The 22,050-nt window shown below is 71.5% G+C and carries 20 protein-coding genes; 11 read left to right on the top strand and 9 right to left on the bottom strand.

Features of this window, described 5'->3' with window-relative positions; translation table 11 throughout:
• Positions 1 to 5: 5 nt before the first annotated feature.
• On the bottom strand, positions 6 to 1,460 hold the full coding sequence (locus DEJ14_RS00220; RefSeq protein WP_111083716.1) for a gamma-aminobutyraldehyde dehydrogenase: 1,455 nt from the start codon (positions 1,458 to 1,460) through the stop codon (positions 6 to 8).
• 112 nt (positions 1,461 to 1,572) lie between these two features.
• Between DEJ14_RS00220 and DEJ14_RS00215 the strand changes: the two genes are divergently transcribed.
• From DEJ14_RS00215 to DEJ14_RS00200, 4 genes are all read left to right on the top strand, one after another.
• Positions 1,573 to 2,055: an Lrp/AsnC family transcriptional regulator gene (locus DEJ14_RS00215; protein ID WP_035809531.1), complete on the top strand. Its 483-nt coding sequence runs from the start codon at positions 1,573 to 1,575 to the stop codon at positions 2,053 to 2,055.
• A 119-nt stretch (positions 2,056 to 2,174) separates the two neighbouring features.
• Complete coding sequence (locus tag DEJ14_RS00210; protein ID WP_248704888.1) at positions 2,175 to 3,506, top strand: aspartate aminotransferase family protein; 1,332 nt, start codon at positions 2,175 to 2,177, stop codon at positions 3,504 to 3,506.
• A gap of 2 nt (positions 3,507 to 3,508) precedes the next feature.
• Entirely contained in the window at positions 3,509 to 4,873 is a 1,365-nt protein-coding gene (locus DEJ14_RS00205; protein WP_111083714.1) for an NAD(P)/FAD-dependent oxidoreductase, read from the top strand.
• Positions 4,873 to 6,210, top strand: a complete 1,338-nt coding sequence (locus DEJ14_RS00200; protein ID WP_111083713.1) for a flavin monoamine oxidase family protein — start codon at positions 4,873 to 4,875, stop codon at positions 6,208 to 6,210. Before DEJ14_RS00205 ends, DEJ14_RS00200 begins: the two co-directional genes overlap by 1 nt.
• 5 nt (positions 6,211 to 6,215) lie before the next feature.
• On the opposite strand, the gene DEJ14_RS00195 is transcribed toward DEJ14_RS00200, so the two are convergent.
• The gene (locus tag DEJ14_RS00195) at positions 6,216 to 6,668 is read right to left on the bottom strand and encodes a hypothetical protein (RefSeq protein WP_111083712.1); all 453 of its coding nucleotides are present in this window, start codon (positions 6,666 to 6,668) and stop codon (positions 6,216 to 6,218) included.
• Between the two features lie 703 nt (positions 6,669 to 7,371).
• On the opposite strand from DEJ14_RS00195, the gene DEJ14_RS00190 reads away from it, so the two are divergent.
• Positions 7,372 to 8,025 carry a DUF1345 domain-containing protein gene (locus tag DEJ14_RS00190; protein ID WP_111083711.1) on the top strand — a complete coding sequence of 218 codons (654 nt, stop codon included), beginning with the start codon at positions 7,372 to 7,374 and terminating at the stop codon, positions 8,023 to 8,025.
• A gap of 6 nt (positions 8,026 to 8,031) precedes the next feature.
• Here the strand turns inward: DEJ14_RS00190 and DEJ14_RS00185 are convergent, their stop codons facing one another.
• Together DEJ14_RS00185 and DEJ14_RS00180 are read right to left on the bottom strand one after the other, a co-directional pair.
• Positions 8,032 to 8,850: an SDR family oxidoreductase gene (locus tag DEJ14_RS00185; RefSeq protein ID WP_111083710.1), complete on the bottom strand. Its 819-nt coding sequence runs from the start codon at positions 8,848 to 8,850 to the stop codon at positions 8,032 to 8,034.
• Positions 8,851 to 8,955: 105 nt separating this feature from the next.
• A complete protein-coding gene (locus DEJ14_RS00180) occupies positions 8,956 to 9,396 on the bottom strand; it encodes a VOC family protein (RefSeq protein ID WP_111083709.1) in 441 nt (146 codons plus the stop codon).
• Between the two features lie 60 nt (positions 9,397 to 9,456).
• On the opposite strand from DEJ14_RS00180, the gene DEJ14_RS00175 reads away from it, so the two are divergent.
• The 4 genes from DEJ14_RS00175 to DEJ14_RS00160 all read left to right on the top strand — a co-directional run bounded on the left by DEJ14_RS00175 (position 9,457) and on the right by DEJ14_RS00160 (position 14,503).
• Positions 9,457 to 10,491, top strand: a complete 1,035-nt coding sequence (locus tag DEJ14_RS00175; RefSeq protein ID WP_111083708.1) for a nitrilase-related carbon-nitrogen hydrolase — start codon at positions 9,457 to 9,459, stop codon at positions 10,489 to 10,491.
• Positions 10,488 to 11,537: an agmatine deiminase family protein gene (locus DEJ14_RS00170; RefSeq protein ID WP_111083707.1), complete on the top strand. Its 1,050-nt coding sequence runs from the start codon at positions 10,488 to 10,490 to the stop codon at positions 11,535 to 11,537. The genes DEJ14_RS00175 and DEJ14_RS00170 overlap by 4 nt, the downstream gene beginning before the upstream one ends.
• 160 nt (positions 11,538 to 11,697) lie before the next feature.
• Positions 11,698 to 13,119, top strand: coding sequence for an APC family permease (locus DEJ14_RS00165; RefSeq protein ID WP_111083706.1), 1,422 nt, complete (start codon positions 11,698 to 11,700; stop codon positions 13,117 to 13,119).
• A gap of 19 nt (positions 13,120 to 13,138) precedes the next feature.
• Positions 13,139 to 14,503, top strand: coding sequence for an NAD-dependent succinate-semialdehyde dehydrogenase (locus DEJ14_RS00160; RefSeq protein ID WP_111083705.1), 1,365 nt, complete (start codon positions 13,139 to 13,141; stop codon positions 14,501 to 14,503).
• Between the two features lie 84 nt (positions 14,504 to 14,587).
• Here the strand turns inward: DEJ14_RS00160 and DEJ14_RS00155 are convergent, their stop codons facing one another.
• Genes DEJ14_RS00155 through gabT form a run of 4 tightly spaced genes read right to left on the bottom strand, consistent with a single transcriptional unit; the run spans position 14,588 to position 19,061 of the window.
• On the bottom strand, positions 14,588 to 14,749 hold the full coding sequence (locus tag DEJ14_RS00155) for a hypothetical protein (RefSeq protein WP_181437371.1): 162 nt from the start codon (positions 14,747 to 14,749) through the stop codon (positions 14,588 to 14,590).
• A 36-nt stretch (positions 14,750 to 14,785) separates the two neighbouring features.
• Entirely contained in the window at positions 14,786 to 16,174 is a 1,389-nt protein-coding gene (locus DEJ14_RS00150; RefSeq protein WP_111083704.1) for a flavin monoamine oxidase family protein, read from the bottom strand.
• Positions 16,171 to 17,703: an NAD-dependent succinate-semialdehyde dehydrogenase gene (locus DEJ14_RS00145; protein WP_111083703.1), complete on the bottom strand. Its 1,533-nt coding sequence runs from the start codon at positions 17,701 to 17,703 to the stop codon at positions 16,171 to 16,173. The genes DEJ14_RS00150 and DEJ14_RS00145 overlap by 4 nt, the downstream gene beginning before the upstream one ends.
• On the bottom strand, positions 17,700 to 19,061 hold the full coding sequence (gene gabT / locus DEJ14_RS00140) for a 4-aminobutyrate--2-oxoglutarate transaminase (RefSeq protein ID WP_111083840.1): 1,362 nt from the start codon (positions 19,059 to 19,061) through the stop codon (positions 17,700 to 17,702). The genes DEJ14_RS00145 and gabT overlap by 4 nt, the downstream gene beginning before the upstream one ends.
• A gap of 92 nt (positions 19,062 to 19,153) precedes the next feature.
• Here gabT and DEJ14_RS00135 point away from each other — a divergent pair, with 92 nt between their 5' ends.
• Positions 19,154 to 20,689 (top strand): PucR family transcriptional regulator, encoded by a 1,536-nt coding sequence (locus DEJ14_RS00135; RefSeq protein ID WP_111083702.1) that lies wholly within the window; start codon positions 19,154 to 19,156, stop codon positions 20,687 to 20,689.
• 20 nt (positions 20,690 to 20,709) lie between these two features.
• Positions 20,710 to 21,327, top strand: a complete 618-nt coding sequence (locus DEJ14_RS00130; protein ID WP_111083701.1) for a TetR family transcriptional regulator — start codon at positions 20,710 to 20,712, stop codon at positions 21,325 to 21,327.
• On the opposite strand, the gene DEJ14_RS00125 is transcribed toward DEJ14_RS00130, so the two are convergent.
• The gene (locus DEJ14_RS00125) at positions 21,310 to 22,011 is read right to left on the bottom strand and encodes an NUDIX domain-containing protein (RefSeq protein ID WP_111083700.1); all 702 of its coding nucleotides are present in this window, start codon (positions 22,009 to 22,011) and stop codon (positions 21,310 to 21,312) included. The two genes, DEJ14_RS00130 and DEJ14_RS00125, sit on opposite strands and share 18 nt — an antisense overlap.
• Positions 22,012 to 22,050: the final 39 nt, after the last annotated feature.

Raw genomic sequence — 22,050 nt, 5'->3', positions numbered from 1 at the left:
CGGGGTCAGCCGATGTAGGACATGACGTGCTTGATGCGGGTGTAGTCGTCGAACCCGTACTGGGACAGGTCCTTGCCGTAGCCGGAGTGCTTGAAGCCGCCGTGCGGCATCTCGGCGACGATCGGGATGTGGGTGTTGATCCACACGCACCCGAAGTCCAGGTCGCGGGCGAAGCGCATCGCCCGGGAGTGGTCGGTCGTCCACACCGAGCTCGCGAGCCCGTACTCGACGTCGTTCGCCCACGTGAGCGCCTGCTGTTCGGTCGTGAAGCGCTGCACGGTCTGCACGGGGCCGAAGACCTCCTGCTGCACGATGCGGTCGGTCTGGCGCAGGCCGGACACGATCGTGGCCTGGTGGAAGTAGCCGACGTCGCCCTGCCGCCCGCCGCCGAGCTCGATCGTGGCGTGGTCGGGGAGCGTGTCGACGAAGGACCGGACCTGGGCGAGCTGGTTCGCGTTGTTCACCGGGCCGAAGTACGGGGTGGCCGTGTCGGCGCCGGTCCGCGCGTTCTCCCGGGCTTCCTCGGCGAGGGCCGCCACGAACTCGTCGTGGATGCCGTCCTGCACGAGCACCCGGGTGGCGGCGGTGCAGTCCTGCCCGGCGTTGAAGAACCCCGCGGCGACGATGCCGGCGACGGCGGACGGGATGTCGGCGTCGTCGAACACGATCACCGGGGCCTTGCCGCCGAGCTCGAGGTGGGTGCGCTTCAGGTCGCCGGCGGCGGCGCGGGCGACCTCCGTGCCGGCGCGGACGGACCCGGTGATGGACACGAGCTGCGGGGTGGGGTGGTCGATCATCGCGGCGCCGGTGGTGCGGTCGCCGACCACGACGTTGAGCACGCCGGGCGGCAGGAACTCGGCGGCGACCTCGGCGAGCAGCAGGGTGGACAGCGGGGTGGTGTCGCTCGGCTTGAGCACGGTGGTGTTCCCCGCGGCGAGCGCCGGGGCGAACTTCCACACCGCCATGTTGAGCGGGTAGTTCCACGGGGTGACCTGGGCGACGACGCCGATGGGCTCGCGCCGGACGAACGAGGTGTGGTCGGCCATGTACTCGCCGGCGCTGCGGCCCTCGAGGTTGCGGGCGGCGCCGGCGAAGAAGCGGATCTGGTCGACGGACAGCAGGATCTCGTCCTCGACCAGGGTGGCTCGGGGCTTGCCGGTGTCGAGGGACTCGAGGTCGGCGAACTCCGATGCCCGCTCTTCCATGGCGTCCGCGATCCGGAACAGCGCGAGCTGTCGTTCGCCGGGGGTCGTGCGCCGCCAGGTCGCGAAGGCCGTGCTCGCGCTCGTGAACGCGGCGTCGACGTCGGCAGCCGTGGACACGGGGGACGTGCCGTAGACCTGCTCGGTGGTGGGGTCGACCAGGTCGAACCGGGTGTCCGCGCCCGACTCGACGAACGACCCACCGACGAAGTTGCGCACCTCGTGCGTCGTGGTCACCGTTTCCGTCGTGTCCAGCATGGCGGTGATCCTGACACGGATTCCGGCGGTTCGGAAGACTTGTAACAACGGAAATCGTCGCGAAACACGGTGTTCACAACGGAATCCCTTGCGCGGTCCGAGCCTCGCTGCCATGCTGTCCGGCATGGCGGCAGCACCACGACGTCCGGGACCGATCGACGACACCTCGAAGCGGATCATCGAACAACTCCAGGCGGACGGCCGCCGTCCGTACGGCGAGATCGGCAAGGCCGTCGGTCTCAGCGAGGCGGCGGTCCGGCAGCGCGTCCAGAAGCTCACCGAGACCGGCGTCATGCAGATCGTCGCGGTCACCGACCCGATGCAGCTCGGCTTCCACCGGCAGGCGATGATCGGCATCCGGGTCAGCGGCGACACCCGAACCGTCGCCGATGCCCTCGAACAGCTGCCGGCGGTCGACTACCTCGTCATGACCGCCGGCAGCTTCGACCTGATGGTCGAGGTCGTCTGCGAGGACGACGACGACCTGATCGAACTGCTCAACGGCACGATCCGGGCCATCCCGGGCGTCGCCGGCACCGAGACGTTCGTCTACCTGCAACTCCGCAAACAGCTCTACGACTGGGGAACGCGATGACCATCTCCGAAACGACCAGCGGCCAGGCCACCGGCCAGTCCACCCGCCTCGGGTCCTACGACCCGTTCGCCCCGGTCGACGACGCCGACCTGCAGCGGAAGTCCCGGGACCACCTGTGGATGCACTTCGCCCGACACGGTGCGAACCAGGCCGGTGCCGACGTGCCGATCATGGTGCGCGGCGAGGGCCACCACGTCTACGACAGCCACGGCAAGGGCTACATCGACGGGCTCTCCGGCCTGTTCGTCGTCGCCGCCGGCCACGGTCGGAAGCGCCTGGCCGAGATGGCCGCGAAGCAGGCGGAGACGCTGAGCTTCTTCCCGATCTGGTCCTACGCACACCCGGCGGCCATCGAGCTCGCCGACCGCCTGGCCGAGCACGCCCCCGGTGACCTCAACAAGGTCTTCTACTCGACCGGTGGCGGCGAAGCGGTGGAGACCGCCTTCAAGCTCGCGAAGTACTACTGGAAGCTCCAGGGCAAGCCCATGAAGCACAAGGTCATCTCGCGCGCGGTCGCCTACCACGGCACCCCGCAGGGTGCCCTGGCGATCACCGGCATCCCGGCGATGAAGCAGATGTTCGAGCCCCTGACGCCCGGCGGCTTCCGGGTGCCGAACACGAACTACTACCGCGCCGAGGAGATGGGCTTCCCGGGTGGCACCGAGGAGCAGTTCGGCTTCTGGGCGGCCGAGCGCATCCGCGAGATGATCGAGTTCGAGGGCCCCGACACCGTCGCGGCGGTGTTCCTCGAGCCGGTGCAGAACTCCGGCGGCTGCTTCACGCCGCCGCCCGGGTACTTCCAGCGGGTGCGCGAGATCTGTGACGAGTACGACGTCCTGCTCGTCTCGGACGAGGTCATCTGCGCCTTCGGCCGGATCGGCACCATGTTCGCCTGCGACACCTACGACTTCGTGCCGGACATGATCACGTGCGCGAAGGCGATGACCTCGGGGTACTCCCCCATCGGCGCGACGATCATCAGCGACAAGCTCTTCGAGCCGTTCTCCAAGGGCGACACGACCTTCTACCACGGGTACACGTTCGGCGGGCACCCGGTGTCGGCCGCCGTCGCGATGGAGAACCTCGACATCTTCGAGGAAGAGGGCCTGCTCGCGAACGTGCGGCAGAACGCCCCGCTGTTCAAGGCCGAGCTCGACACCCTGAAGGACCTGCCGATCGTCGGGGACGTCCGCGGTGACGGCTACTTCTACGGCATCGAGCTCGTCAAGGACAAGGCCACCAAGACCACCTTCGACGACGACGAGTCCGAGCGGCTGCTGCGCGGGTTCCTGTCGAAGGCACTGTTCGACGCCGGGCTGTACTGCCGGGCCGACGACCGCGGCGACCCCGTCGTGCAGCTCGCTCCGCCGCTGACCATCGGGCAGCCGGAGTTCCGCGAGATCACGTCGATCCTGCGGAGCGTCCTGTCCGAGGCCTCGTCGAAGATCTGACCGTGAGCGGCTACCGGGGCGTCTCGTTCTGGCTCGACCAGCTCGCGTCCACCGGACGCGACGACCTGGCGCCCCGGCCGCCGCTCGACGGCGACACGACCGCGGACGTCGCGATCGTCGGCGGTGGACTGACGGGTCTCTGGACCGCCTGGTACCTGCACCAGGCCGACCCGGGCCTCCAGATCGTCGTCCTGGAACGCGAGATCGCCGGGTTCGGCGCCTCCGGTCGCAACGGGGGCTGGTGCTCGGCGCTGTTCCCGCGCTCAGCGGAGTCCGTCGCGCGCGAGCACGGCCGCGACGCCGCACTCGCGCTGCGCGCAGCGATGCGCGACACCGTCGACGAGGTCGGACGCGCAGCGGCCGAGGCCGGGGTCGACTGCGACTACGTGAAGGGCGGCACCGTCCTCTACGCGCGCTCCGCCGTGCAGGAACGCGCGGCGCACGACGAGGTCGCGTCGTCGGCCGAGTGGGGCGACGCCATGACGTGGCGCGCGGCCCGGCCCGGCGACGCCGCCGGATCGGCGGGGGTCGCGTGGACCCCGGACTGCGCGCGGGTGCAGCCCGCAGCACTGGTGCGTGGCCTGGCGGCCGCCCTGGAGGCCCGGGGCGTCCGGATCGCGGAGCACACGCCCGCCTCGTCGTGGGACCACGGGCGTGTGCTCACGTCGCGTGGGACCGTCACGGCCGGCGCGGTCGTCATCGCGGTCGAGGGGTACGGCGCACAGCTCGAACAGACGAAGCGGCGGATCCTGCCGCTCTACTCGCTCATGATCGCGACCGCTCCGCTGCCCGCGGCGGTGTGGGACCGCATCGGCCTGGAGCACGGGCAGACGTTCTCCGACTACCGGCACCTGCTCGTGTACGGGCAGCGCACGGCGGACGACCGACTGGCGTTCGGCGGACGCGGAGCCCGCTACCACTGGGGGTCCGCGATCACCCCCGGGTACGACCGGGTGCCGCGGGTCTTCGAGCACCTGCGGCGGTCCCTGGTGGAGCTGTTCCCCGTCGTCGCCGACGCACCGATCACCCACACGTGGGGCGGCCCGCTCGGGGTGCCGCGCGACTGGTGCGCGTCCGTGACCTGGGACGGGCACGTCGGGACCGCCGGCGGCTACGTCGGCGACGGACTGTCGACGACGAACCTGGCCGGGCGGACGCTCGCCGACCTCGTGCGCGGGGTCACGTCGCCACTCACCGCGCTGCCGTGGGTGAACCACCGCTCGCCCGACTGGGAGCCCGAGCCGCTCCGGTTCCTCGGGGCGAACGCCGGGCTCGTGGCGACCGACCTGGCCGACCGCGAAGAAGCCCTGACCGGACGGCCGAGCCTGGCGGCGCGGCTGATGGCACCGCTGACCGGAGGCCACTGATGGCTGTACTCGACGCTGACGTCGTCGTCGTGGGGGCGGGGGTCTCCGGGCTCGCCGCTGCCCGGGCGCTCGCACTCGACGGCCAGCGGGTCGTCGTGCTCGAGGCCCGCGACCGGATCGGCGGCCGCACCTGGACCGACACCGAGCTCGGCGTGCCCGTGGACCTCGGCGCCTCGTGGATCCACGGCGTCGACGGCAACCCGCTCTGGGCCCTGGCGCCCCGGTTCGGCATCGAGACCGTCGAGTTCACCGTCGGGAGCTTCCAGTTCGACGGCCGCCCGATCGCGTGGCACGACCCGTCCGGGGCGCCGCTGTCCGAGGCCTCGGCCTCGGCGTTCGTCGCGGACCTGCACACCGTCGACGCCGCCCTGGACACCGTCGTCGCACACGCTCCACCGCCCTCGACGTACGCGGCCGCCGTCGACACCGTGCTGCGGTCCCTGCAGTGGCAGGGTGACCGGGCCGCGCGGGTCCGCGAGTACATGGCACACCGCTCCGAGGACCTCTGCGGCGCACCCGTGACCGTCCTCGACGCCCGCGGCCTCGAAGAGGAACACGTCCCCGGCGACGAGGTGGTGTTCCCCGGCGGCTACGCCCAGTACGCCGCCGCCCTGGCCGAGGGGCTCGACGTCCGGCTGTCCGCGGTCGTGCGGTCGGTGACGCAGTCCGCGACGGGTGTCGTGGTCGGACTCGCGGACGGTTCGTCGGTGACGGCGAACGACGTCGTCGTGACCGTCCCGCTCGGGGTGCTGCAGGCCGGCGACGTGACGTTCGACCCGCCGCTCGCCGAGACGGTCACCGGTGCGATGCGCCGGCTCGGGATGGGCGTCTACGACAAGGTGTTCCTGCGGTTCCCGGAGCGGTTCTGGGGCGAGTCGTGGGTGGTCCGCCAGCAGGGGTCGGCCGGTGTCGACTGGCACTCCTGGTACGACATGTCCCGCGTGACCGGAGCGCCCGTGCTGGCCGCCCTGGTCGGTGGGACCGGGGCCCGGCGCCTCGAGACCCTGCCGGACGCGATGATCGTGGAAGAGGGCATCGGAGGCCTGCGGCGGATGTTCGGCCCGTCGGTCCCCGAACCCGAGGCGTTCCGGATCACCCGGTGGGCCGACGACCCGTTCGCACGCGGCTCGTACTCGTACCTGCACGTCGGGGCGTCACCGGACGACCACGACCTGCTCGGCGCGCCGTCCGGCCGGGTGCAGCTCGCCGGCGAGGCCACGTGGGGCGACGACCCGGCGACCGTGCACGGTGCGCTGCTGTCCGGGCTGCGGGCGGCCGGGCGGTTGCTCGGCTCCGAGGTCGACCCGCTCGTGCTCGCGACGCCCGTCGGCGGCTGATCGGCTCAGTCGAACGCCGGGGTGTCGACCGAGCACGTCACGGGTTGCCCCGCGGCCGCGGTCTCCGTGGCGATCTCGCGCTTGCCGTCGAGCAGGATCCGGCAGGTCGCCGTCGCACCCCGCGCCGGGGTCGCCCGGACCGAGGCGCGTTGCTCGGCGAGGACGATCGACTCGTGCTCCCAGGTGCCCGTCTTCTGCGTGCCCGTCTTCTGCGTCCCCGTCTTCTGCGTCCCGAGTCGGTGCACCTCCGGGGCGTCGCCGCGCTTCTCGGCGCCCTCGACGCGCACGTCGGTGAGCGCGGCCCCGCTCGGCTGGTCGACGCTGACCTCGTAGGTCACGGACCAGGCATCGCCCGTCTGCTGCTGGACGAAGCTGCACCCGGTCGCGAGCACCGCGACGGAGCCGGCGACCACGACGGCGGCGAGGAGACGGACGGTGGGACGGTTGCGTTCGGACATGCCATGAGCCTGCGCACCGAGCGCCCGCGGATCGTCCCCCGGGCGACGCGACCCCGTGCGACGACGGATCGATCCCGGGTCCTCCGAGCGGTTGACATCGGCTCCGTCCGCCCTGGCGGTCAGTACCGTCGACCCGGCGTCCGCGCAGCTCCTGCTCAACGTGCTGCTCTTCGTGCCCCTCGGTGCTCTCGCCCGGCACGCGTCGACTGAGCGGCTCCCGACGGGTGCCCCGCGCCGGCAAGAGCGCGGGACACCCTGGGCTCAACCCTTGCGCCACACGTCGTGCAGGAACCGGGCCAGGGTCACGAGCAACGTCGCGATCCCCAACCACGGCACCTGACGGCGTCGACGCGGTTCGTCGTCGGAGGACATTCGAACCACCTTCCGTGTCAGCGCCGGCGGACACGAAGAGCAGGGGCCGAGGGACGTGCGACCCGACGGTGATCGAGTTACACTGGTTCCGAGTTCAAGCTCGGGACGCGTTCTGTCCCTCGTTCTCCACTCGGAGAGCAAATCGAAGCCCATCGCTGTTGTCCCAGCGGTGGGCTTCATCCTTGCTCGGGCCACGCTCCGGCGGTGACGCGGCCCGCCACCAGCCTACTGATGTTCCAGGTTCCGGTGAGAGTGACACGGGTGCCCTACTGACCAGACCCTCACGGGTCGCACGGGCCCGGAACGATGTTCGAGTGCCACACTCGGAGCCGTGACGACGACGCGGACCACACCCCGGCACGAGCACCGCGCGCCGGTGGCGATCGCCGTCCTGGTGAACCTCGGGCTCAGCCTGTTCCTGCCGAGCGAGGTGCTGTTCTTCCCGTCATGGGTGGTCCCGCTGCTCGGCGTCCTGCTGCTGATCCCGCTCGTCGTCTTCAACCCGCGACGGCTGACCCGCGAGACGACCTGGTCGCGGTGGGTGTCCTTCTCGTTGGCGATCCTGATCACCGTCGCGAACCAGCTGACCGTGGTCCGGACGATCGAGGTGCTCCTCGGTGGCCAGGCCGACGGCGGTGCCGTGCTGCTCACCGCCCTGCAGGTGTGGGTGAGCACGATCATCGCGTTCGGGCTCGTCTACTGGGAGCTCGACCGGGGCGGGCCGGTGGCTCGTCGTCGTCCCGAGCTGTGGACGAGCGACGAGGCCGACTTCCAGTTCCCGCAGGAGACGGGCCCGAAGACCGCTGCGTGGCGACCGGTCTACCTCGACTACCTCTACGTCGCGATGACGAACATGGTCGCGTTCAGCCCGACGGACACGATGCCGATGACCGTGCGCGCGAAGATGATCATGGCCTACCAGGCACTCGGCGGGTTCATCCTGCTGGCGCTCGTGATCTCTCGCGCGGTGAACATCATCAGCTGAGGTCGCTCAGGAGCCGTGTGCCTCCTCCGACACCGGCTGCCACTCGCGCCAGGTCGCCAGGCGGGACTCGTAGTCCCGCTCCGCGATGCCGAGCGGCGCCTTGCCGAAGAAGACGCGCAGGGGCGGCTGCTCGGCGTCGACGACCTTCAGGATCGCCGAGCGGGTCGCCTCGGGCTTGCCGGGGTCGGCGGCCGACGGGCGCTTCGACGCGGCCTCACGGACGTCGGCGTACGCGGCGATCTCGTCGCTCTTCTTCGACGACGGCCCGGACCAGTCCGTCGAGAACCCGCCGGGCTCGACGAGGGTGACGTGGATGCCGAAGCCCGCGACCTCCTGGGACAGCGACTGCGAGATCCCCTCGAGTGCCCACTTCGACGCGTGGTAGGCCCCGACCGTCGGGAACGCGCTGATCCCGCCGATGCTCGACACCTGGATGACGTGCCCGGAGCCCTGCTCGCGCATGATCGGCAGCGCGGCCTGGGTCACCCAGAGCGCCCCGAACAGGTTCGTCTCGAGCTGGGCGCGGACCTCGTCCTCGGTGAGCTCCTCGACCATGCCGAAGTGGCCGTATCCGGCGTTGTTCACGACGACGTCGAGCGAGCCGAAGTGCTCCGCCGCACGCTGCACGGCCGCGAAGTCCGCGGCACGGTCGGTCACGTCGAGCTGCAGTCCGAGGAACGTGTCCGGGTACTGGTCGACGAGTGCCTGCACGTCGTCGGTGTTGCGGGCCGTACCGGCGACGGAGTCTCCACGTTCGAGGGCGGCTTCCGCCCACTCGCGGCCGAAGCCCTTCGACGCTCCGGTGATGAACCAGGTCTTGCTCATGCTGTCTCCTCCTGAGATCTGACGCGATCAGGCAACCCTCCCCGCTTCCGTGGCACCTGGAGGTCCGGGTGACGGACGCGGCAAGCGGACACCGGCGCACCGTGCTCAGGGCCGCGGCGCCGCGAACTCCAGGTTGACGTCGTCGGGGTCCTGCACGGACAGGATCACCAGGCCGAACGGCGGCAGGTCGGTGACGTCGCCGTGCTCGATGCCGGCGGCGTCCAGCCGCTCGACGGCGGCGTGCAGGTCGTCGACGGACCCGACGCGGAACGACACGTGGTCGAGGCCCACGCGGTCCGGGTCGAACCGGTCACCGGCGGGCGCGACCGGACGCAGGCCGAGCGTCTGCCCGCCGAACGTGAACGAACAGCCGCCGTAGGTCCGCCACGGGTCGTCGTGGATCGTCGGGTCGTCGATCTGGTCGCTGAAGTCACTGCCGGGTGGCATGCCAAACAGCTGCTCGTAGAAGGCCTTGCTGCGGCGGATGTCGGTGACCGTGAGGCGCACGTGCGAGAAGCCGAGCGGCGTGACGATGGGTTCGCTCATCACCCCACCCAACTCCCCCTGGGCCTTGCGCTCGTTGACCACGCGATCAACAATGGCGGGATGGACGTCGTCATCGCTCCCCCGCACCCGTCTCCGCTGCACCAGGACACCGGCACCCCCCGCCGCACGACCCGCGTCGCCCTCGTGCAGATGCGTTGGCTCGAGGACCCGGCTGCCCATCGCGCACAACTCGCCGACGGCATCGCCACCGCCGCGGCCAACGGCGCCGCGGCGGTGTTCCTGCCCGAGCTCACCCTGCGCCGCTACCCCGGCGACACCCCGGCCAGTGGTGTCCCGAAGGACCTCGCCGAGTCGCTCGAGGACGGCCCGACGGTCACCTTCGCCCGCGCACAGGCGATCGAGCACGGGGTGTTCGTCCACGCCTCGCTGTACGAGCGGCCTGCCGACGACGACCAGCCCGACGACCCCCGCGGCTACAACACCGCCGTCCTCGTCGCCCCCGACGGCACCCTGGTCGGCCGGACCCGCAAGACCCACATCCCGATCAGCGCCGGCTACCACGAGGACACGTACTTCCGCCCGGGGACGGACGACGACGCCTTCCCGGTGTACGAGCCGGCGGGACTCGGCGCACGCCTCGGTTTACCGACCTGCTGGGACGAGTGGTTCCCCGAGGTGGCCCGGTCCTACGGCCTCGCCGGGTCCGAGGTCCTGGTCTACCCGACGGCGATCGGCTCCGAGCCGACGTTCCCGGACTTCGACACCGCCCCGATCTGGCGGCAGGTCATCGTCGCGAACGGCATCACCGCCGGCCAGTTCATGGTCGTCCCGAACCGGTGGGGCGACGAGGGCGACATCACCTTCTACGGGTCGTCGTTCATCTCGGACCCGTTCGGCCGCATCCTCGCCGAGGCACCGCGTGACGCTGACGCGGTGCTGGTCGCGGACCTCGACCTCGCGGCCCGGACCGAGTGGCTCCGGCTGTTCCCCTTCTACGTGACCCGTCGCCCAGACCTCTACGCGGGGCTCGTCGCCCCGGTCGACGAGGATCGCCACGCGTACGGCGCACGCGACGCGATCGACGCGTCCATCGGGGTGGCGGCGACCGACGCCGGACCGGAGGTGCGCGCATGACGTGGGTGATGCCTCCCGAGACGGCTCCGCAGGAACGCACCTGGATGGCGTTCCCGCGCCCCGGCCTGACACTCGGTGACGACGCGGCGAGTGCCGAGGCGGCGCGACGGACGTGGGCGACCACCGCCAACACGATCAGCGAGCACCAGCCCGTCTCGATCGTCGTGGACCCGGTCGCGCGAGCCGACGCTCGTCGCCTGCTGTCGACCGCGGTCGAGGTGCTCGAAGCGCCCCTCGACGACTTCTGGATGCGCGACATCGGGCCGACGTTCGTCGTCGACGACGTGACCGGCGAGCTCGGCGCCGTGGACTGGGTCTTCAACGGCTGGGGCGCGAACTCCTGGTCGACCTGGACCCGAGACGCCGAGGTCGCCGCCACGGTCGCCGCCGCCACCGGTGCACGGCGGATCCCGTCACTGCTCGTGAACGAGGGCGGGGCGATCCACGTCGACGGCACGGGCACGGTCCTGGTGACGGAGACCGTGCAGCTCGATCCGCGACGGAACCCGTACGCCGACCGCGAGCGCGTCGAACTCGAGCTGGCCCGGACGATCGGCGCGACGGACGTGGTCTGGCTGCCCCGCGGCCTGACCCGTGACTACGACGGGTTCGGGACCCGGGGCCACGTCGACATGGTCGCGACGTTCGCCGGCGCGCCGAGCGGCGCCAGCGCCACCAGCGCCACCACGACCTCCCGCACGGTCCTGCTGCACGCGCAGCCCGACGCCGGCCACCCGGACCACCTGGTGATGCCGCAGATCCGTCGGGCGCTCGAGCAGGCCACGGACGCGACCATCGTCGAACTGCCGGCCCCGTCGACCCTGACCGACGACGACGGCCCGGTCGACTGGAACTACGTCAACCACGTGGTGGTGAACGGCGCCGTGATCGCCTGCGCCTTCGGTGACGCCGTTGCCGACGACCGCGCCCGCGGCATCCTCGCCGACGTGTACCCGGGTCGTCAGGTGCGTTCGATCGACGCTCGTCCGGTCTTCGCGCGCGGCGGCGGCCTGCACTGCATCACGCAGCAACAGCCGGCGGTCTGAGCCATCGCCGCGGTGTACAGCGGCTGCCCGACGTCTGTACACCGCGGCCGGTCCACCGAGCACTCGCACATCGGTATGTTGCTCCGAACCAGTCCGGGCGACGCTGCCCAGCCCAGCTCCGGCGCTGCCCACCCCCGACCCAGCAGGGAAGTCAACGCACATGGCATCACCGACCGCGGTCCCCGCACCGACAGCTCCGGCAACCCCTGCGCGCGGCGGTTCCCTGAAGCGGAGCCTCGGACTCTGGGCGATCGTCGGCCTCGGCCTCGGCTACATGACCCCGACGGTGGTGTTCGACACCTTCGGCATCGTCTCCGGGCAGACCGACGGCGCCGTGCCGAGCGCGTACCTGATCGCGCTGGTCATCATGGCCTTGACGGCGATCAGCTACGGGAAGATGGTCCGGGTCTACCCGGCGGCCGGTTCGGCCTACACGTACGTGCGGGAGTCGATGCACCCGAACCTCGGGTTCATGGTCGGTTGGGCGTCCCTGCTCGACTACCTGCTGCTGCCGATGGTGAACGCCCTGATCATCCGGCTCTACCTGGAGCAGGTGTTCCCGGCGCTGCCGTCGTGGGTGACGGTCGTCGTCTACACGGTGTTCGTGACGACGGTGATCTGCCTGTCGATGCGTGGCACGTCGAACCTGAACATGGTGCTGCTCATCGGCGCGATCCTGGCGATGATCGCGTTCGTGGTCTTCACCGTCATCGAACTCGTCCACGGTGCCGGCGCCGGCACGATCGCGAGCACCGAGCCGTTCGTGCACGACGGCGTGACGATGTCCGCCCTGCTCACCGGTGCGACGGTGGTCTGCTTCTCGTTCATCGGCTTCGACGCCGTGACGATGTACACGGAAGAGGCGAAGTCGATCCGGATCATGCCGAAGGCGATCATGCTGACGGTGCTGCTCGGTGGCGCGATCTTCCTGGTGTCCGCGTACTTCGCGCAGCTGCGGTTCCCGACGAACACCCCGTTCGGCGAGTTCACCGACGACCCGCTGCCCCAGATCGGCCTGCTCGTCGGTGGCCCGGTGTTCCAGGCGGTCCTGGTGTCGGCCGGGTTCGTCGCCGCGCTGGCGTCGGGGCTCGCGTCGCACGCGAGCGTCGCCCGCATGCTCATGGTGATGGGCCGGAACAACGTCCTGCCGAAGCGGGTGTTCGGCTACGTCAACCCGCGCACGCACACCCCGGTGTTCAACGTCGTGTTCGTCGGCGCGGTCACGCTGCTCGCGATGAGCTTCTCGCTCGACACCATCTCGTCGTACATCAACTTCGGCGCCCTCGTCGCCTTCACCTTCGTCAACGCGAGCGTCATCGTGCACTTCGCCGTCCGGCAGGGCCGTCGCCACACCGCGGGTGACCGGTGGAAGTACATCGTCCTGCCCGGCCTCGCGATGGTCCTGACGGGCGTGCTCTGGTCGCAGCTCCACGCCGACGCACTGATCGCAGGAGGAGTGTGGGCGGCGATCGGCTTCGCCTACCTGCTCGTCATCACGAAGGGCTTCCGGGTGCTGCCGAAGAGCTTCGACGAGAACCAGCCGGTCACCGGCGTGAACAAGCAGCTGACCGACCAGGCCTGACCCACCACGAGAGGACGCCATGTACGCCGTCACCGACCCCACCACGGGCACGACCCTCGAGACGTTCCCGACCATCACCGACGACGAGCTCCGTGCCGCCGTCACCACCGCGGACCACACGCACAGCACGTGGTCCAGCAGCAGCACCGTCGCCGACCGCGCGGCCCTGCTCCACCGCGTCGCGGACCTGTACCGGGAGCGTCACGCCGACCTCGCCGCCACGATCGTGCGCGAGATGGCGAAGCCGATCGACCAGGCCGAGGGCGAGGTGGACTTCTGCGCCGACATCTACGACTACTACGCCGACCACGCCGAGGAGTTCCTCGCCGACCAGCCGATCACCCTGGCCGACGGCTCCGCGGGCAGCGCCTTCATCCGGAAGTCGTCGATCGGCGTGCTGCTCGGCATCATGCCGTGGAACTTCCCCGCCTACCAGATCGCCCGGTTCGCCGGTCCGAACCTGCTCATCGGCAACACGGTCCTGCTCAAGCACGCACCGCAGTGCCCCGAGTCGGCCCTGGCGATCGAGCGGATCTTCCACGACGCCGGGTTCCCCGAGGGCGCCTACACGAACGTCTTCGCGACGAACGACCAGGCCGCCGACGTCATCGCCGATCCGCGCGTGCAGGGCGTCTCGCTGACCGGGTCCGCCCGCGCCGGTGCCGCCGTCGCCGAGATCGCCGGCCGGAACCTCACGAAGGTCGTGCTCGAGCTCGGTGGGTCGGACCCCTTCATCGTGCTGTCCACCGACGACCTGGACTCCGTCGTCGAGTCCGCCGTCACCACCCGCCTCGAGGGCAACGGGCAGGTCTGCAACGCCCCGAAGCGGTTCCTGGTGGTGGACGACCTGTACGACGACTTCCTGGCGAAGTTCACGACGGCCATGTCGGCGGTCTCGCCGACCGACCCGTCCGTGCCCGGTGCCGAGCTCGGCCCCCTGTCGTCCCCGACCGCCGCGGACCGGCTGCAGGAGCAGCTCGCGTCCGCCGTCGCGCAGGGTGCGACCGTCGTCACCGGCGGCGACCGCCAGGGCAACGCCTTCGTGCCGACGATCCTGACCGACGTCACGCCGGACAACGACGCGTACCGCGAGGAGTTCTTCGGCCCCGTCGCCGCCGTGTACCGGGTAACCGACGAGGACGCCGCCGTCGCACTCGCCAACGACACCCCGTACGGCCTCGGCTCGTACCTGTTCACGACCGACGCCGACCAGGCACTCCGCGTCGCGGACCGGCTCGAGGCCGGCATGGTCTACGTCAACATCGTCGGCGCGGACAGCCCCGAACTGCCGTTCGGCGGCGTCAAGGCGAGCGGCTTCGGCCGCGAGCTCGGCCCCCTGGGGGCCGACGAGTTCGTCAACAAGAAGCTGATCCGCATCGGCTGACGGACGCTCTGGACCCGGCTCCACGACGGACGGGAGGCGCGGTGCCAGCCGGCACCGCGCCTCCCGTCCGCTCGTCGGTCGCCGCTACTGCTGCGGCTCGGCGGGCTCGCCGCCGGAGTCCGTGTCGCTGTCCTGCGCGGGGTCCTTCGTCGCGTCGCCCGTGGGCGACCCGTCCGGCAGGTCCTCGGTGTACTGCTCTTCGGCCTCGCTGGGGTCGCTGGATCCGTTCGCCGTCGTGTCGCTCATGGTCCGGACGCTACGCGCGGTCGGCGCTGCACCCGTTCAGACGGACGAGGCGGCAGCGCCCGAGCCGGCGGCGACCGGGGTCACGGCCAGGATCTCGTCGGCGACCTCACGTCCGATCCGCACCGCACCGTCGACGTGCTGGTAGCCCTGCCCGGCCAGGTCGCTCGACGCGAACCGGATCGGACCGACGGCTGCACGCTGGTCGGCGCCGTAGCGGACGAGCCCGCCCAGGTCGAAGCTCGCCGCGTAGGCGCCGCGGGTCCACTCCTCGGTGCCCCAGTCGCTCTCGTAGTACACGACCGGGCGCAGGGCCTCGTCGCCGTAGTAGTGGGCGAGCGAACCGAGCACTCGGGCCTTCCGCTCCTCGGCCGACAGCGCGAAGAGGTCGTCGGCGTGCTGGTCGGAGACGAACCCGACCAACGTGCCCTGCTCCGATCCGTGCTCGGTGTTGTCGTACGCCTCGTGCACGACCTCGTACGGGCTGAACGCCGTGCCGGAGAGCCCGGCGCCGCGCCAGAACGGCCGGTCGTAGACGGCGTGCACCTTGATGACGAAGCCCATCGACAGGTGCTGGTGCAGCTGGTGCTGGCGACGGGGCAGCGGGGGTTCGTACGAGATCCGCGAGTACAGGGGCGGCGGCACGGCGACGAGCGCCTGCCGGGCGTGGACCTCGAGACCGCCGTCGGCGAGCGCGACGACCCCGTCGTCGGTCCAGCGGAGGGTGCGCACCGGCGCGTCGAGGTGCACGGCGTCACCGAGGCGGTCCGCGAGTCGCTCCGACACCTGCTGCATGCCGCCGACGACCCGCTTGTCCAGGATGAAGTCGGCGTCGACCAGGTTCGTGAAGCTGCCGGCCGAGGCGGCCATCAGCAGGGCCTGCAGTGCCGAGAACGCGTGTGCCGGCTTCGTGAGCATGGCCCCGGCGATGAACAGTTCGACGTTGTCGGTGGCGACGCGGTCGTCGCTCAGCGTGTGGAGCCAGGCGCGGAAGGAGACCTCGTCGAGTGCCGCCGCGTGCGGGGACTCCCACGGGCGCGCCGGGTCGACCGCCGCGACGTACTCGTCGACGACCGTCACGAGTCGCTCGATCTCGTTCGCCGTCGCCTCGGGCAACGGGAAGATGTCGCCGGTGTACTCGGTGCGGGTGCCCTCGGCGTCGACGTAGACGCTCGAGCCCTCGCGGTACCGGTCGTAGGTGTCGAGTCCGAGCTCGTCGAGGGTCTCGAGCAGTGCGGTCTGGTCGGGCGAGACCCACTGGCCACCGATCTCGAGGGTGACCCCGTCGATGTCGTTCGTCCAGGTGCGGCCGCCCACGCGGTCGCGCGCCTCGAGCACCGTGACGGTCAGTCCCGCGGCGCGCAGGCGGTTCGCGGCGGTCAGGCCGGTGACACCGGCTCCGATGACGACGACGTCGCTCTCGATCATCGTGCTGCTCCTTCGGTGGTGGTGCTCCGGAACGGGTCCGGGGTCAGCGTGTACATGGTCTCGAGGTACTCGGCGATGCCCTCGCCGCCGCCCTCGCGGCCGAGGCCGGACTGCTTCACCCCGCCGAACGGGGCCGACGCGTTCGAGACGACCCCGGTGTTGAGTCCGAGCATGCCGGTCTCGAGCCGCTCCATCAGGCGCTGGCCACGGGCCGGATCCTCGGTGAACGCGTAGCCGACCAGACCGTACTCGGTGTCGTTGGCGGCGGCCACGGCCTCGTCCTCGGTCCGGAAGGTCCGGATCGCCAGGACGGGTCCGAAGATCTCGTCGCGGAGCAGGTCGCTGCCGGGCTGCACGTCGGTCAGGACCGTGGGCGCGTAGAAGGTGCCGGGGCCGTCGACCGGGTGTCCGCCGGTGCGGAGCGTCGCCCCGCGGTCGAGCGCGTCGGTGACCAGGCGGTGCGCCTTGTCGACGGCGCGGTCGTCGATGAGCGGTCCGATGGCGACGCCGTCCTCGGTGCCGCGTCCGACCCGCATGGCCTCGACGCGTGCGGTCACCCGGCGCGTGAACTCGTCGACGACGTCCTCGTGCACCAGGAACCGGTTCGCGGCGGTGCAGGCCTGCCCGGTGTTGCGGAACTTGGCGGCGAGCGCGCCCTCCACGGCCAGGTCGAGGTCGGCGTCGGCGAACACCAGGAACGGGGCGTTGCCACCGAGCTCCATGCTCGTCCGGAGCACGTTCTGCGCCGCCTGGGCGAGCAGTGTGCGTCCGACCGGCGTCGAGCCCGTGAAGGACAGCTTCCGGAGCCGGGGGTCGGCGATCACCGGCCCGGAGACGTCGGCGGCGCGCGTGGTCTGCACCACGTTGACCACGCCGGCGGGCAGACCGACCTCGCGCAGCAGGTCGACGAACAGCAGGGTCGTGAGCGGCGTGAGCTCGGCCGGCTTCACGACGACCGTGCATCCGGCGGCGAGCGCCGGTGCGATCTTCCGGGTCGCCATCGCCAGCGGGAAGTTCCACGGCGTGATGAGGAACGCGGGGCCGACGGGCTTGTGCGAGACGGTGGCACGGCCGGTGCCCTCCGGGTTGGTGCCGTACGAGCCGCCGATCCGGACCGCTTCCTCCGAGAACCAGCGCAGGAACTCCCCGCCGTACGCGACCTCGCCGCGGGCCTCGGCGAGCGGCTTGCCCATCTCGAGCGTCATGAGCAGCGCGAACTCCTCGCGCCGTTCCTGCAGCAGGTCGAACGCGCGACGGAGCAGCTCGGCGCGGTGCCGCGGCGGTGTGCTCGCCCAGCCCGACTTCGCTGCTTCCGCGGCGTCGAGCGCTCGGACACCGTCCTCGGGGGTTGCGTCGGCGATGTCGAGCAGCGTCTCGCCGGTGGCGGGGTCGACGACGGCGAAGGTCCGGCCGTCGGCCGACGGCTGCCAGGCGCCGTCGACCAGGAGGCCCGTGGGGACGCGGGCGAGCAGCTCGCGTTCGGCGTCGGTGCGGTCGGCCGCAGGGGCGGTGGTGGTGCCGGTGGTCATGCTGTTGCGAGTCCTTCCAGGACGACGTCGAGTCCCTCGTGGAGCAGGGCGTCGTCGATCGACAGTGGGGGCAGGAACCGGACGACGTTGCCGTACGTGCCGGCGGTCAGCGCGATGACGCCGTGCTCGAACGCGGACCGCACCACCTTCCCGGTCAGTGCTGCGTCCGGTTCGCCGGTCGCGGGGTCCACGAGTTCCATCGCGACCATCGCGCCGCGTCCGCGGACGTCACCGATCCGCGGGTCGGTCGTCTGCGCGGCACGGAGTCGTCCGAGCAGCACGTCCCCGATCTCGCGGGCTCGGTCGATCAGCCCGTCGTGCTCGAACGCGTCGATCGCGGCGAGGGCGGCGGCGCAGGCGATCGGGTTGCCGCCGTAGGTGCCGCCGAGCCCGCCGACGTGCGCGGAGTCCATGATCTCGGCGCGCCCCGTCACGGCGGACAGTGGCAGACCACCGGCCATGCCCTTCGCGGTCGTGACGACGTCCGGCACGATCCCCTCGTGCTCGCTCGCGAACATCGACCCGGTGCGCGCGAAGCCGGTCTGCACCTCGTCGGCGATGAGCACGACGCCGTTCGCCGTGGTCCACTCGGACAGGGCGGCGAGGAACCCGGGCGCGGGGACGACGAAGCCGCCCTCCCCCTGGATCGGCTCGATGAGCAGCGCCGCGGTGTTCGCCGCGCCGACCTGCTTCTCGATCTGGCTGATCGCGCGCTTCGCCGCCTCGGATCCGGAGAGGCCGTCGTGGAACGGGTAGGACATCGGCACCCGGTAGACCTCGGGCGCGAACGGGCCGAAGCCGTCCTTGTAGGGCTGGTTCTTCGCGGTGAGCGCCATCGTGAGGTTCGTGCGGCCGTGGTACGCGTGGTCGAACACCACGACGGCCTGCCGGCCGGTGTGCTTGCGCGCGATCTTCACGGCGTTCTCGACGGCCTCTGCGCCGGAGTTGAACAGCGCCGTGCGCTTGTCGTGGTCACCGGGGGTCAGCCGGTTGAGTGCCTCGGCGACCGCGACGTACCCGTCGTAGGCGGCGATCGTGAAGCACGTGTGGGTGAAGGCAGCGACCTGCTCGGTGACCGCGGCGACGACGCCGGGGTGCGCGTTGCCGACGCTGGTCACGGCGATCCCGGACCCCAGGTCGACGAACGAGTTGTCGTCCGCGTCCACGACGACCCCGCCACCGGCTGCGACGACGGCGATCGGCACGGCGACCCCGACCCCGGCCGCGACGGCTCCGGCCTTCCGCGCCATGAGCTCGCGTGATCGCGGGCCTGGGACGGCCGTGACGAGCCGTCGTTCCTGGGGCAGCGAGGGGCCGCCGGTGGGCGCACTGATCGAGGGTGCTGCGGTGGAGGGCATGCGGCGATGGTAGAAGCCTGCGGCGACCACGGCGGCTGTCCACCGTGTACATCGAGCACCGGTCCGCTCGCCCCGGTGGATAAGGTGCTCCCATGCCCGCGACGCTGCGTTCCCTGTTGCACCGTGCCGACCTCCGCCTCCGCCCGCTGACCGACGCGGCCTCGGGCGCCCTCGACGCCCCGCTGTCGTGGCTGCACAGCTCCGACCTCGAGGACCCGACGCCGTTCCTGGCCGACGGGCAGGGACTGCTGACCACGGGCACCCAGTTCGGCGCCGAAGCCGAGGTCCCGCAGGAGGTCGCCGGCCCCTACGTCCGCCGACTCGTCGAGCGAGGCGTCGTCGCACTCGGGTTCGGCACCGAGGTCGTCCGCGCCGGCACCCCGGACGCCCTCGTCGCCGCCTGTTCGCAGTACGGACTCCCCTTGTTCGAGGTGCCCTACGAGACCTCGTTCATCGCGGTCGCGCAGGCGAACGCCGAAGCGGTCGCCCGCGACGCGAACGCCCGGAACGCCTGGGCCCTCGCCGCGCAGCGGGCGATCTCGCTCGCGGCGATGCGGCCGGACGGGCTCGGGGCCACGATCGCCGAGCTCTCCGGGCAGCTCGACGGCTGGGTCGGGCTCTTCGACGTGTCGGGACGGCTCGACCGCGGGCACCCGGCGGACGGCGTGCCCGCCCAGGACCTCGAGCTGCTCCGGACCGAGGCACTGCGCCTGCTGCGCGCGGGACAGCGGGCGAGCCTGCCGGTGACCACCGAGCACCACACCGGGTTCACCCTGCAGACCCTCGGCAGCGGGGGCCACCTGAGCGGCGTGCTCGCGATCGCCAACGGCGGCGCACTCGACCGCGCCGGTCGCGAGGTGGTGACGTCCGTCATCGCCCTCGCCGGACTCGCGCTGCAGCAGAACCGTGAGCTGGCCCGGGCACGCGGGCTCCTGCGCACCGGCCTGCTCACCATGCTCTCGGTCGGCGATCCGGAGGTGGTCCAGTCGACGTCGCGCGAGGTCTGGGGTCCCCTGCCCGCCGAACCCGTCCGGATCGCGGCCCTCGACGTCGACGACCACGACCTCGACACCGTCGTCGACCTGCTCGAACTGTGGGTGCAGGACCGGCCCGGACAGCTCTTCTTCGCCGTCGACGACGCCCTCTTCCTGTGCGTGAGCGCCGACGACACCGCGATCGTCGAGGAACTGGTCGGGCGCTTCGACCTGCGGGCCGGCCTGTCGGACGGTGCCGCGTACCGGTCGTTCGGCCGCGCGCGCACCGAGGCCGTGCAGGCCCTGGACCGTCGGCGCGAAGGACGACCGGGCACCACCGAGTTCGGCGACCTCGCCCGGGAAGGCGTCCTCGCACACCTGGCCCACGTGGACGTCGACGCCGGAGCCGTCGCCCGCGCGTTCCTCGCTCCCCTGCTCGAACACGACCGGTCGGCGGGCACCGAGCTCACCCGCACCGTCCGCGCCTGGCTCGAGCAGAACTGCGAGTACGACCGCGCCGCCCAGGTGCTCGGCATCCACCGCCACACCGCACGCTCCCGGGTCGAGCACGCCGGCCGGCTCCTGGACCGCGACCTCACCGTCTTCGCGACCCGTGCCGACCTGTGGGCGGCCTTCGTCGTCGAGGGCGCGTGACGCGCGGATACGGTGGGACGATGCCGACGACACCGGCCCGCCGGCGCCTGAACCCGGCCGAACGCGGATCCCAGATCGCGGCGGCTGCCGTCGACCTGGCGCGCGCCGAGGGCCTCGCGGCGGTGACGCTCCGCGGGGTCGCCGCCGTGATCGGGGTCGCGCCGTCGCTCGTCGCCCACTACCGCCCGAGCATGGAGGACCTGGTCGGCGAGACGTTCCGCACCGTCGCGGCAGCCGAGGTCGCCGAGGTCCGCGCGATCGTCGCCGCTGCGCCCGACCCCGTCTCCGGCCTCCGCACCCTGCTCGGCTGCATCGCCGATCCCGCGCGCGACGACGTCGCCACCCTGTGGGCCGACGCGTGGAGCATCGGCCGCACGAACGCGGCGCTCGCGACCGCAGCGCGGGACGTCATGGACGACTGGCAGCTCCTCGCGACCACGGTCGTCGTCGACGGGGTGCGCGCGGGCGTGCTGCGGACCGACGACCCGGACGGCGTGGGACGCCTGCTCTTCGCGCTCGTCGACGCCACCAACGGGTACGCCCTGGTCGACTACCTCGACCGACCGACCCGCGAAGGCCTGGTCCGCACGACGATCGCCCGAGCGGTGGGCCTGGACGAGTCAGCCCTGTCGGGGTGACACCCGCCGCGGTGCCACTGACCGCAGTGCCACCCACTGCAGCAGCATGATCGTCTTGCCGTCGGCGATCCGGCCGTCCTCGACCATCGCGAGCGCCTCGTCGAGTGCCAGCTCGAGCACCTCGATGTCCTCGCCCTCGTCCTCGACCCCGCCGCCCGCCTCGACCCGGTCCGCCGGTGTGTAGGCACCGACGTAGAAGTGGACACGCTCGGTGACCGAACCGGGGCTCATGAAGACGTCGCCGACGCGCACCAGGTCGCCCAGCCGGATGCCCAGCTCCTCGGCGGCCTCGCGGCGGACGGCGGTCTCGGGGTCGTCCTCGTCGAGCAGCCCCGCCGCTGCCTCGATGAGCATGCCGTCCGGGTGCCCGTTCACGTACGCCGGCCACCGGAACTGCCGGGTGAGCAGGACGGTACCGCGCTCGGCGTCGTACGGCAGCACGGTGGCGCCGTTCCCGCGGTCGTAGGTCTCCCGCTGCTGCCGGTCCCACCGGCCGTCCCGGCGCCGGACGTCGAGCGTGGTGCGACGGAGCACGTGCCAGCCGTCCGACACGACCTCGACGTCCCGCACGACGACGTCGGGGTTGCGGTCGAGGTCACGGCCGACGGCGTCGAGTCCGGTCCGCCCACGGGCATCGGGGACGTCGACGCCGGGACGAGGGGCTGCTGCACGATCATCGGTCACCTGGTCACGCTAGCGGGGCGGCTGCTCGCACGACTGCCC

The sequence above is a fragment of the Curtobacterium sp. MCJR17_020 genome (assembly GCF_003234365.2).
Lineage (GTDB): Bacteria > Actinomycetota > Actinomycetes > Actinomycetales > Microbacteriaceae > Curtobacterium.
Note: the sequence above shows the minus strand (reverse complement) of the source record. Positions and strands in the feature narration are given on the sequence as shown.

Bases quoted from the DNA above. Each gene is read 5' to 3' on its own strand.
- DEJ14_RS00155 (WP_181437371.1), bottom strand. From the start codon at position 14,749: ATGAGCGACACGACGGCGAACGGATCCAGCGACCCCAGCGAGGCCGAA.
- DEJ14_RS00180 (WP_111083709.1), bottom strand. From the start codon at position 9,396: ATGAGCGAACCCATCGTCACGCCGCTCGGCTTCTCGCACGTGCGCCTC.
- gabT (WP_111083840.1), bottom strand. From the start codon at position 19,061: ATGCCCTCCACCGCAGCACCCTCGATCAGTGCGCCCACCGGCGGCCCC.
- DEJ14_RS00175 (WP_111083708.1), top strand. From the start codon at position 9,457: ATGGACGTCGTCATCGCTCCCCCGCACCCGTCTCCGCTGCACCAGGAC.
- DEJ14_RS00135 (WP_111083702.1), top strand. From the start codon at position 19,154: ATGCCCGCGACGCTGCGTTCCCTGTTGCACCGTGCCGACCTCCGCCTC.
- DEJ14_RS00150 (WP_111083704.1), bottom strand. From the start codon at position 16,174: ATGATCGAGAGCGACGTCGTCGTCATCGGAGCCGGTGTCACCGGCCTG.
- DEJ14_RS00220 (WP_111083716.1), bottom strand. From the start codon at position 1,460: ATGCTGGACACGACGGAAACGGTGACCACGACGCACGAGGTGCGCAAC.
- DEJ14_RS00195 (WP_111083712.1), bottom strand. From the start codon at position 6,668: ATGTCCGAACGCAACCGTCCCACCGTCCGTCTCCTCGCCGCCGTCGTG.
- DEJ14_RS00170 (WP_111083707.1), top strand. From the start codon at position 10,488: ATGACGTGGGTGATGCCTCCCGAGACGGCTCCGCAGGAACGCACCTGG.
- DEJ14_RS00185 (WP_111083710.1), bottom strand. From the start codon at position 8,850: ATGAGCAAGACCTGGTTCATCACCGGAGCGTCGAAGGGCTTCGGCCGC.
- DEJ14_RS00160 (WP_111083705.1), top strand. From the start codon at position 13,139: ATGTACGCCGTCACCGACCCCACCACGGGCACGACCCTCGAGACGTTC.
- DEJ14_RS00210 (WP_248704888.1), top strand. From the start codon at position 2,175: ATGCACTTCGCCCGACACGGTGCGAACCAGGCCGGTGCCGACGTGCCG.
- DEJ14_RS00200 (WP_111083713.1), top strand. From the start codon at position 4,873: ATGGCTGTACTCGACGCTGACGTCGTCGTCGTGGGGGCGGGGGTCTCC.
- DEJ14_RS00145 (WP_111083703.1), bottom strand. From the start codon at position 17,703: ATGACCACCGGCACCACCACCGCCCCTGCGGCCGACCGCACCGACGCC.
- DEJ14_RS00215 (WP_035809531.1), top strand. From the start codon at position 1,573: ATGCTGTCCGGCATGGCGGCAGCACCACGACGTCCGGGACCGATCGAC.
- DEJ14_RS00130 (WP_111083701.1), top strand. From the start codon at position 20,710: ATGCCGACGACACCGGCCCGCCGGCGCCTGAACCCGGCCGAACGCGGA.
- DEJ14_RS00165 (WP_111083706.1), top strand. From the start codon at position 11,698: ATGGCATCACCGACCGCGGTCCCCGCACCGACAGCTCCGGCAACCCCT.